Source organism: Aeromonas sp. HMWF014, assembly GCF_963878295.1.
Taxonomy (GTDB): domain Bacteria; phylum Pseudomonadota; class Gammaproteobacteria; order Enterobacterales; family Aeromonadaceae; genus Aeromonas; species Aeromonas popoffii.
In genome coordinates this window covers 1-10,741 of record NZ_CAWNYS010000345.1, presented here as the reverse complement: position 1 = coordinate 10,741, position 10,741 = coordinate 1, and the positions used below count along the sequence as shown (strand labels likewise).

At 60.6% G+C, this 10,741-nt stretch carries 7 protein-coding genes; 5 read left to right on the top strand and 2 right to left on the bottom strand.

All coding sequences use genetic code 11. The annotated features are described in order from the left end of the window. Nucleotides 1–178: 178 nt before the first annotated feature. A complete protein-coding gene (gene ydiJ, locus AAC083_RS14460) occupies nucleotides 179–3,250 on the bottom strand; it encodes a D-2-hydroxyglutarate dehydrogenase YdiJ (RefSeq protein ID WP_108536973.1) in 3,072 nt (1,023 codons plus the stop codon). Nucleotides 3,251–3,419: 169 nt separating this feature from the next. Between ydiJ and AAC083_RS14455 the strand changes: the two genes are divergently transcribed. The 3 genes from AAC083_RS14455 to AAC083_RS14445 all read left to right on the top strand — a co-directional run bounded on the left by AAC083_RS14455 (nucleotide 3,420) and on the right by AAC083_RS14445 (nucleotide 7,510). After that, complete coding sequence (locus tag AAC083_RS14455) at nucleotides 3,420–4,358, top strand: cation diffusion facilitator family transporter (protein WP_042036695.1); 939 nt, start codon at nucleotides 3,420–3,422, stop codon at nucleotides 4,356–4,358. A 285-nt stretch (nucleotides 4,359–4,643) separates the two neighbouring features. Then, nucleotides 4,644–6,179, top strand: a complete 1,536-nt coding sequence (locus AAC083_RS14450; RefSeq protein ID WP_108536972.1) for a TerC family protein — start codon at nucleotides 4,644–4,646, stop codon at nucleotides 6,177–6,179. A 209-nt stretch (nucleotides 6,180–6,388) separates the two neighbouring features. Next, nucleotides 6,389–7,510 carry an alkene reductase gene (locus tag AAC083_RS14445; RefSeq protein ID WP_108536971.1) on the top strand — a complete coding sequence of 374 codons (1,122 nt, stop codon included), beginning with the start codon at nucleotides 6,389–6,391 and terminating at the stop codon, nucleotides 7,508–7,510. 107 nt (nucleotides 7,511–7,617) lie between these two features. Here the strand turns inward: AAC083_RS14445 and AAC083_RS14440 are convergent, their stop codons facing one another. Next, a complete protein-coding gene (locus AAC083_RS14440) occupies nucleotides 7,618–8,637 on the bottom strand; it encodes an adenosine deaminase (RefSeq protein WP_108536970.1) in 1,020 nt (339 codons plus the stop codon). 216 nt (nucleotides 8,638–8,853) lie between these two features. On the opposite strand from AAC083_RS14440, the gene AAC083_RS14435 reads away from it, so the two are divergent. Both AAC083_RS14435 and AAC083_RS14430 read left to right on the top strand, forming a co-directional pair. Continuing rightward, the gene (locus AAC083_RS14435; RefSeq protein WP_042036688.1) at nucleotides 8,854–9,603 is read left to right on the top strand and encodes an HAD-IIA family hydrolase; all 750 of its coding nucleotides are present in this window, start codon (nucleotides 8,854–8,856) and stop codon (nucleotides 9,601–9,603) included. A gap of 54 nt (nucleotides 9,604–9,657) precedes the next feature. After that, the coding region (locus tag AAC083_RS14430; protein ID WP_108536969.1) for a cation:proton antiporter domain-containing protein at nucleotides 9,658–10,741 on the top strand (1,084 nt) is incomplete at its 3' end.

Below are 10,741 nucleotides of genomic sequence, written 5' to 3'. Positions count from 1 at the left end.
AGACTGAACTGGGCAGAAGGCCAGACGTCATCCGGGCGAAACAGCTGATGGAGCTGCTCGCGCTCGCGCAACATGGCCACAAACTCCACCACCGCCTGAGCGGAGGTGGCTGGCAACAGCAAGAAACGCGGGTGCCGAAAAGCTTGCGGCACCCGAAACCGTTTCGGCAACGTCAGCATCAGAGCAGTCCCAGCAGGGCCTGCAGCGGATGCTTGAGTTTCTCCCCCTCCATCCGCTTGACCTGGCTGCGGCACGAGTAACCAGTGGCCAGGCAGCGATCTTTGGGCAAACGCGAGAGCGGCTCTGCCCAGCTAAGCCCATAAATCCCCTTGGAATTGTCCACCTGTTTGGCGTCGTGGCCATAGGTGCCGGCCATGCCGCAGCAGCCCACAGAGACAGGCTGCAAGCTGGCCCCAAAACGCTGGAACAAGGTGCCCCAGTCGCCGTGAGTCGACGGCTTGGCTGTCTTCTCTGTGCAGTGGGCAAACAGATACCAGGGCTCGTCTGCCTGACGATCCCCTTGCTCCTTGGTCGCCGTCTTGGGCTCAGGCGCCGGCAGTGAGAGCAGCCACTCCTGAGGCAACAGTACCTGGAAGTCGCCACGGGCCGAGCCAAGGGCCTTGGCGTACTCGTCGCGATAACAGAGCACCAGAGAAGGATCCACTCCCACCATGGGGATACCCAGCGCCGCTATCTTGTTGAGGAACTGGGCGCTGTTGGCCGCGGTGCGGGCAAAGGCACGCAGGAACCCCTTCACGTGCTGGGGCTTGCCGTTGGGCTTGAATGGCAGCAGATAAGGTTGCAGCCCAAGCTTGCTGGCGAGCTTCACCAAATCCCTCACCACGGGGGCGTCGTAATAACTGGTGAAGGGATCCTGCACTATGAGCACCACGTTGGCACGCTGCTCGGGGCTCATGGCCTCAAGGCCCGGCAGGTCGAAATAGCGCGCCTTGTTATCGTGCAGGGATTCGGCCAGGGTGGGCACGGAGAGCAGGGGCACATCCACCATGCCGATGCTCTTCTCGGTCGCCTTCTGGGCCCACTCTTTCTCCAGGAAGAAGTTGACCAGTTTCGGCGCCCGGGCCAGCAGTGGCGCATAGCTCTCGACGGTGCCGACAAAGTAATCCTTGGGGCCACGCAGATAGCGGCTGTGGTAGAGCTGCATGAAGCGGGCACGGAAGGTGGGCACATCCACCTTGATGGGGCACTGGCTGGTACAGGCCTTGCACGCCAGGCACCCCTCCATCGCCTCCATCACCTCGTGGGAGAAGTCATACTGGCCGCGGGCGCGGGCCAGGGTGTTGCGAAACTTGTCGACAATGCTCTTGAAGCGCAGACCGCCGCTTTGCAGCGCCACCTCCTCGGCCAGCGGATCGAAGCCCTGCTCTGCCAGCTGACGCAGCCATTCGCGCATCAGGCCCGCCCGCCCCTTGGGGGAGTGGCGGCGATCACGGCTGATCTTGACCGAGGGGCACATGGGGGAGTCGGTCTCGAAGGTGAAGCAGAGGCCATTGCCGTTGCAATCCATGGCGCGGGTGTAGCTTTCCCGCACCGCAATCGGGATCTGGCGGTCGAACTTGCCGCGCTTGGGCCCGTCCACTGACACAAGCGGCGCCCCGCTACCATAAGGCATGCAGATCTTGCCCGGGTTGATGCGGTTGTCGGGGTCGAAGGCCCCCTTGACCCGCTGCAGCTCTTCCCACAGCTCGCCAAAAAAAGCGGGGCTGTATTCTGAGCGAAAGCCCTTGCCGTGCTCCCCCCACATCAGGCCGCCATATTTGGCGGTGAGCGCCACCACCTGATCCGAGATGCGCCGCAGCAACACCTCCTGCTCCGGGTCGCACAAGTCCAATGCAGGGCGCACGTGCAACACGCCAGCATCGACGTGACCGAACATACCGTAATCGAGGCCATGGCCATCCAGCAGGGCGCGAAACTCCATGATGAAATCCGCCAAGGATTCCGGCGGCACGGCGGTGTCTTCGGTGAAGGCCACTGGCTTCTTGCGCCCCTCGGCGTTGCCAAGCAGCCCTACCGACTTCTTGCGCATGGCGTAGATAGTCTCGATGCTCGGCAGGTGACTGCACACCTGATAGCCGATAATGCCCGCCTCCTCTTTCGCCAGCAGCCCATCGATGCGGCGGCACAGCTCGGTCACCTTGGCCTGATGCTCCTGCTCGTCGGTATCGGCAAACTCGACGATATTGAGCCCTTGCAGATCCTTGCCGGGCACGTCCTCAATGAAGGCCTTGACCGAATGCCAGATGATGTCGGCACGGGCCAGCCCCAGCACCCGGGAGTCCACCGTCTCCACCGACAGGGCCTGCGCCTCGACCATAAAGGGGGCGTTGCGCAGAGCCGACGGAAAGCTGTCGTACTTGACGTTGACCAGGGTGCGGTAGCGCGGTATGAGGGTGATGTTGAGTTTGGCTTCGGTGATAAAGCCAAGCGATCCTTCCGAGCCGCACAGCACCCGGCTCACATCCAGGGTGTCGCTGTCGGGCTGATAGAGATGCTTGAGATCGTAACCGGTCAGAAAGCGGTTGAGCTTGGGGAAGGTCGCCTCTATGTCGGCGCGGCGCTCGCGGCCGATGCGATAGAGGGTACGATAGATCTCCCCCTCGCGACTCTCAAGCGCCAGCTTGTCTTCAAGACGGGAACCATTGACCGGCTCTGTGGCCATGATGTCGCCATTCTCCAGCACGGCTTTCAAGCCCAGCACATGATCCGAGGTCTTGCCGTATACGAGCGACCCCTGCCCGGAGGCATCGGTGTTGACCATGCCGCCCAAGGTGGCGCGATTGGAGGTGGAGAGATCCGGCGAGAAGAAGTAACCGTGGGGTTTGAGGTAGGCATTGAGCTGGTCTTTCACCACACCGGCCTGGGCGCGCACCCAGCCCTCTTCCAGATTAATTTCCATGATCTGGTTCATATGGCGCGAAAGATCGACGATAATGCCGCCGCCCAAGGATTGACCATTGGTGCCGGTTCCGCCGCCACGAGGGAAGAAACTCAAGGCAGCAAACATAGGCTCCCGGGCCAGCTTGAGCATCACCGCAATGTCATCCGCGCTGCGCGGATAGAGCACCGCCTGAGGTACTACCTGATAGACGCTGTTATCCGTCGCCATCGCCAACCGGCTTGCATAAGATTTTTCGATATCACCACGAAATGCTCGGAGCTCTAGCAACTCAAGAAACTGCAGGGTTGCGGGTGACAAACTGTCCTGGTAATCGAGTCTCGGGATCATGAATCCTTGTTCCCATCCTTTGCTTGATGCCGGCACGCCGGCGACAACGACTGGCCAGCCGCCTCTTTGGGGCGCATCAGGCCAGTCCGCTCACATGTGAGCGGGCAGTATATCAGCTAGAAAACCGCTTGCACTTGGCTATATTCACCATTTGAAAGGAGGAATTTATATGGCTCATCACAGCTATATGCTCAGTAAAGTCATTAATAAGTTCATTACCACTGAAAAGCAGGCGTTAACCCTGTCCCTATTCTGTAGTATTTTTTTTGCCATTTTCGGTATCGGCTATGGCCTGCTGGTCGGCTCCAATGCCATCATGCTCGACGGCTTTTTTAGCTTATTCAGTATGGGTATGACGGGCCTGGGTCTGGTGACCGCCTACCTCGTTACCCGCCCCGATGATGACCGTTTCCAGTATGGCTACGCCCACTTTGAACCCATCACCAATTTCATTAACGGCACCATTATTCTACTGCTCTGTCTGGCGGCACTCTATAGCGGTATAACGACCCTGTTATCTGGTGGCCGTGAGATTAGCCTTGGTCACGCTTTGATCGCGTCAACCATCGCTACTGTCTTGTGCTCTCTGATGTATTTTATAGAAGTGGAGTTAGCAAAACAGTTCAACTCGGAACTGGTGCGAGTCGATTCCCAAGAGTGGCTGGTTGATACTATTTTAAGTACCACCCTGCTGGTGGGTTTTCTGGTGGCGATGGGATTGAGTGCTATCGGCTACGATCAATTCAACCACTATATCGACCCCGCCCTGGTCTCACTGCTGGCCGTGTGTGCCGCTATCGTTCCCATCAAAGTGCTTGGTCACAGTCTGCGGGAAGTGCTGAAGATCGCCCCCGAGGGGTATATTCCAGAGCTCATCGATCAGGAGATAGAGGCGTTGGGCCAGCGCCACGGCATCAGGTGTTACAGCCATCTGGCCAAAAGCGGCCGCCGTTTCGATCTCGAAATCAACATTCTGGTGCCGATAGGACAGGAGTGGCCTGTGGCGCGTCAGGATGCCCTGCGTCATGAGCTCTGGTCCCGCATCGGCGATGCCTTGGGGGATGCCTGGCTCTCGGTCTGCTTCACCCACGAAGAACGCTGGTTGTAAATAGCCGAACGGGAGGCGCAGCCTGGCCGCCTCCTCGCCATTATCACATCTTCATAACAGCCCCTTGCCAAACTGCCGCCAGCCGTTATTATCAGGGCTCATTCTTAACCCGAGGTTTTATTGCCCATCATGGACAATCCCCGAAGTTACCCTTCGTTTCTCCCTGTCAAAATGTATCTGTTATTGCTCCACCAGCGCCTCTGAAAACACCCACGCCTCGTGCTCCACGGCCATTTTTCGCCGTCACTGACACCCGCTCTGTCTGTTTTTTATTGAGGTCAATACATGGAATTGCTGCTGGATCCCCACATCTGGATTGGTCTGTTTACCCTGATCATTCTGGAAATCGTGCTGGGGATCGACAATCTGGTCTTCATCGCCATCCTGGTGAAAAAACTGCCCCCCGCCCAGCGGGACAAGGCGCGCATCATAGGCCTGTCGCTGGCCCTGCTGATGCGTCTGGGCCTGCTAAGCGTGATGTCATGGCTGGTGACCCTGACCACCCCCCTTCTGCAGCTCGGCGAACTGGTCTTCTCCGGTCGGGATCTCATCCTGATGGGCGGTGGCCTGTTCCTGCTGTTCAAGGCCACCACAGAGCTGCATGAGCGGCTGGAGGCCAACCCGGAGTCCGGTGGCCACAGCGGTGTCTACGCCAGTTTTGGCGTTGTGGTGGCCCAGATCCTGGTGCTGGACGCCGTCTTCTCGCTGGATTCCATCATCACGGCGGTAGGCATGGTGGAACATCTCGGTGTCATGATGGCCGCCGTGACCATCGCCATGCTGGTGATGGTCCTCGCCTCCAAGCCCCTGACCCAGTTCGTCAACGCCCACCCGACCGTGGTGGTGCTCTGCCTGAGCTTCCTGTTGATGATCGGTTTTAGCCTGGTGGCAGAAGGGTTTGGCTTCCACATTCCCAAGGGCTACCTCTACGCGGCCATCGGCTTCTCGGTGCTGATCGAGTTCTTCAACCAGCTTTCCCAGCGCAGCGCCCTGCGCCACGAGGCCAAGCAGCCCCTGCGCGAGCGCACCACGGCAGCCATCTTCAAGCTGATGGGCAGCAAGACGTATCAGAACAGGCCTGACGATGATCTGGATGCCCCTGCCGCCGCCCCGGTGAGCTTTGGCGAGGAGGAGCGCTACATGGTGACCGGTGTCTTGTCGCTGGCCGAGCGATCCATCCGCACCATCATGACTCCCCGCTCCGACATGGCCTGGATCGACGTCAACGACTCGCCTGCGGAAATCCGCGCTGTGTTGCAACGGGAGCCCCACAGCCTGTTCCCGGTCTGTGACGGTGATCTGGACGAGGTCATAGGTGTACTCAAGGCGCGGGATCTGCTGTTTGCCCTCAACGAAGGGCAACCCTTAAGCGAACTGGCCAAGCAGAACGACCCCATCATAGTGCCGCAGAGCATCAACGTGATCCGGCTGCTGGCAGAGCTGCGTCAGGCCAAAGGGAGCCTGATCCTGGTCTCCGACGAGTTTGGCGTCATCCAGGGGCTGGTCACCACCCACGATCTGCTGGAGGCCATCGTCGGCGAACTGCCGGACGAGGACGAGACCCCGGACATGGTGCGTGATGGCGAAGGCTGGCTCATCAATGGCAGCACCAACATCCACCATGTGGAGCAGGTGCTGGAGCACGAGGGGCTGGTGAGCGAGAGCGACGAGTACGTGACCCTGGCGGGCATGCTGCTCTCACACTTCGGCTCCTTGCCCACCCCCGGCCAGCAGCTGCAACTGCAGCAACTCTGCTTCGAGGTGGTCGAGGTGAGCGAGCGCCGGATCGAGCGGGTACGGGTCATGCTGCTGGGGGCCTGAGCCCCGGCCGCATCAACAAAGAGGGCCGCTTCGGCCCTCTTTGCTTATTCCGTCTCCTTCAGATGCCCGCGGGCAAGCCAGCGAGCGCCATTCTGGCCCTGTGCCGATGGATTGATGCCATCACGGCAATTCTTTTCTGCAATTACCCCTCTTTTTCACAACAAGCCGCAGGGATAGAGTGGCCTCACTCCCACCATGAGGCACTCACGATGAGCCACGATCACCTGTTCTGCCCGCTGCGCCTGGGCCAGTTACACCTTAACAACCGTATCGTCATGCCCCCCATGACACGCTCCCGCGCCAGCCAGCCCGGTGATGTGGCCAATGCCATGATGGCCGCCTACTACGCCCAGCGCGCCGAAGCGGGCCTCATCATCAGCGAAGGCACCCAAATCGACCCCATGGGCAAGGGCTATGCCTGGACCCCGGGGATCCACAGCGCCGAGCAAGTGGCTGGCTGGCAGCTGGTGACCGATGCCGTCCATGCCAAGGGGGGCACCATCTTCGCCCAGCTCTGGCACGTGGGCCGGGTCACCCATCCCGACAACCTGGGCGGCGCCCAGCCCATCTCCTCATCGGCCATCAAGGCCGTGGGCGTCAAGGTGTTCGTCGATAACGGCAGCGATGCACCCGGCTTTGTCGACACCGTCACCCCGCGCGCCATGACCCAGAGCGATATCGACGAGGTGATCGGCCAGTTCCGTCAGGCGGCCCGCAACGCCATCCGCGCCGGTTTTGATGGCATAGAGCTGCACGCCGCCAACGGTTATCTCATCAACCAGTTTCTCGATTCCGAATCCAATGCCCGCACCGACAACTACGGCGGCTCGCTGGAAAATCGCCTGCGCTTCTTGAAAGAGGTGACACAGGAGGTCTGCGCCGAGATCGGGGCCGACCGCGTCGGCGTGCGCCTCGCGCCGCTCACCACCCTCAACGGCACCGTCGATGCCAACCCGCAGCAGACCTATCTGGCCGCCGCTCGCGTGCTGGGAGAACTGGATGTGACCTACCTGCACATCGCCGAGGCGGACTGGGACGATGCCCCCTTGATGCCGGAGAACTTCAAACAGGGGCTGCGGGACGCCTTCCCCAACACCCTCATCTATGCGGGCAAGTACGATGGCAAGCGGGCACGGGCAGCCCTCCAGGCCGGTTGGGCCGACATGATTGGCTTTGGTCGCCCCTTCGTCGCCAACCCGGACCTGCCGAACCGGCTGCGCCAGGGCTATCCGCTGGCGTCTCACGATCCGGCCACCCTGTTCGGTGGTGGCGAGCCGGGACTGACCGACTATCCGATCTATCAAGAGGCCACCGAGCCGCAATCAACCTGAGACCGGTTAGCAGCCCATTCAGGCACCCAGCCCATCAACACACAGCAGGCCCGTCATCACTGGCGGGCCTGCTGTGTTGTGTCGCCGATGCCGCCAGCTGCACACGACTAGTAGAGAGCGACCCCGTGACAGGCAGCGTAGATCCTGATCTCCCGGGTGAGCCGTGCCTTGTCCGCCAGGCTCAGCCAGCTCGCCTCGACGGCATTGAGCGACAAGCGGCAGAGCTGATTCATGCTGGCGCCAAGGTCATGGGCCAGGGCGTGGAAGTTGGCCGCCATGTAACCGCCAAAGTAGGCGGGATCGTCGGAATTGATGGTGACGCAGAGCCCCTGCTCCAGCAGGGTAAGCACGTTGTGATGGGCCATGCGGTCAAACACCTTGAGCCGGGTGTTGGAGAGGGGACAAACGGTGAGCGGCAGCCGGGTATCGGCCAGATAGCGCAGCAGTGCAGGATCGTCTGCCGCACGCACCCCGTGATCGATGCGTCGCACCTGCAGTTCATGGATGGCCTGCCAGATGTAGTCGGCGGGCCCCTCTTCCCCCGCATGGGCCACCACCGGCAGTCCCAGCGCTCTGGCGCGGGCAAAGACCCGGGCAAACTTGGTGGGCGGATTGCCCTTCTCCCCCGAGTCGAGGCCGATGCCATGAATGCGGGCGAGGAAGGGCTCGGCCTCTGCCAGCGTGGCGAACGCCTCCTCCTCGCTCAGATGGCGCAAGAAGCTCATGATGAGACGCCAGCTGATGCCAAACTCCCGCTCCCCGCTCTGCAACGCCCGCTCGATGCCGCCCAGCACAGTCGCAAAGGGGATACCGCGGGCAGTGTGGGTCTGCGGGTCGAAGAAGATCTCCACATGCACCACCTTGTCGGCGACGCAGCGCTCAAGATAGGTCCAGGTGAGGTCGAAGAAGTCCTGCTCGGTGATGAGCACGCTGGCACCACGGTAGTAGAGGTCAAGAAAGGATTGCAGGCAGTCAAAGTCGTAGGCGGCGCGTACGCTGGTGACATCGGGCCAGGGCAGGACCACCCCGTTGCGTTTGGCCAGGGCAAACATCAGCTCAGGCTCGAGCGTCCCTTCGATATGCAGGTGCAACTCCAGCTTGGGCAAACCGGCAATAAAGTTATCCATGATGACGGCTCCATCAACGCACAGACCACGGGATCTGCCACTCGCAGAGCGGATCCCTCCCCTCTTCTGTTCATTGTGCACCTATCTCTGTTTGTGGGGGAGACTTGTCATCAAACAGACTTATAATGGCGTCACAAAAACAACATAACTAATTGAAGATATTAAGCGTTGGCAACCGTCATAGCCCCGCTCTTGCGCCCTATACAAGGAGTTCCCATGAAGAAAAGCGTCATCTGTGATATCGACGGTGTCATATTGCACAACAACGACCTCATTCCCGGTGCTGACCGTTTCGTCCAGCGCCTGCTGGAGCAGGGCAGCAAGCTCCTGTTCCTCACCAACTACCCGGCCCAGACCCAGAAAGATCTGCAAAACCGCTTCCGCTCCGCCGGGATCGAGGTGCCGGAGGAGTGCTTCTATACCTCCGCCATGGGCACCGCCGATTTTCTCAAACGCCAGGATGGCAAGAAGGCCTATGTGATTGGCGAGGGAGCACTGACCCACGAGCTCTACAAGGCCGGTTTCACCATCACCGACATAGACCCCGACTTCGTGGTGGTGGGCGAGACCCGCAACTACAACTGGACCATGATGCAGCTGGGTGCCAAGTTCGTGGATCAGGGGGCCCGCTTTATCGCCACCAACCCCGATACCCACGGTCCCATGATGCACCCGGCCTGCGGCGCCCTTTGCGCCCCCATCGAGCGGATGACCGGCAAGAAGCCGTTTTATGTCGGCAAACCGAGCGCCTGGATCATACGGGCGGCGCTCAACCGGATGGAAGCTCACTCCGATGACACCGTCATCATAGGCGACAACCTGCGCACCGATATTCTGGCGGGCTTCCAGGCCGGTCTCGAAACCGTGCTGGTGCTCTCCGGGGTGAGCAAGGTGGCGGATATCGACCGCATGCCATTTCGACCGAACCATATTTTCGACTCCGTGGTCGACATCGATATCGTCTAATCGCCACCCACGCGTTAAACAGGGCGGGACGCTCCTGCCCTTGCTGGACCTGCTATGGAACCCATTCTGATCGCCGTGGCCTTTGGCTGCGGCATGGTAGTCAATCTGATTGGCTTGCCCCCCCTGCTCGGCTTTCTGGCCGCCGGTTTTATCCTCAACGGCATGGGTTATCACAATACCCCCGCCCTGAGCGAGGTGGCCGATCTCGGCGTCACACTGCTGCTGTTCACCATAGGTCTCAAGCTCAATATCAAGACCCTGATGCGGCGGGATGTGTGGGGTACCACCAGTCTGCATCTGCTGCTATCCACCCTGCTATTCACCGTGGTCCTGCTGGTCTGCAAGGGGCTGGGGCTCCACCTCGCCCTGTCACTGGACTGGAAGCTGGCACTGCTGCTGGGCTTTGCCCTCTCCTTCTCCAGCACCGTCTTTGCGGTCAAGGTGATGGAGGATCGCAGCGACATGAATGCCCTCTACGCCCGGCTCGCCATCGGGGTGCTGATCATGCAGGATGTGTTCGCGGTGGCCCTTCTGACGCTTTCCAGCGGTAAGTGGCCCAGCATCTGGGCGATCTGGGTGCTGGGATTGCCACTGCTGCGTCCCCTGCTGTTCAAACTCCTGGAGCGGACCGGCCACGGCGAGTTGCAGGTACTGTTCGGGGTGTTTCTGGCGCTGGTGGTGGGTGCGGCCGGCTTTGAAGTGGTCGGGCTCAAACCGGATCTGGGGGCACTGATCATCGGCATGCTGCTCGCCTCCCATCCGGCGGCAGCGGGGCTTGCCAAAGCGCTCTTTAACCTCAAAGACCTCTTCCTCGTCTGCTTCTTCCTCACCATAGGTCTCAACGGCCTGCCGACCCACGACGCCATGTTGCTGGCACTGGCGCTGGTGCTGGCCATGCCGCTGAAAAGCGCCCTCTACTATCTGGTCTTCAGCGGCGCCCACCTGCGGGTGCGTACCGCCCTGCTCTCGACCCTGGCGCTCACCAACTTCTCGGAATTTGGTCTGATCGTCGCGGCCATTGTCGCCAAGGCGGGCTGGATCTCCCACGAGTGGCTGGTGGCGGTCTCGCTGGCGCTGGCGGCGAGCTTTATGATCTCGGTGCCGCTCAACAGTCAGAGCGAGCGGATCTACCACAGAC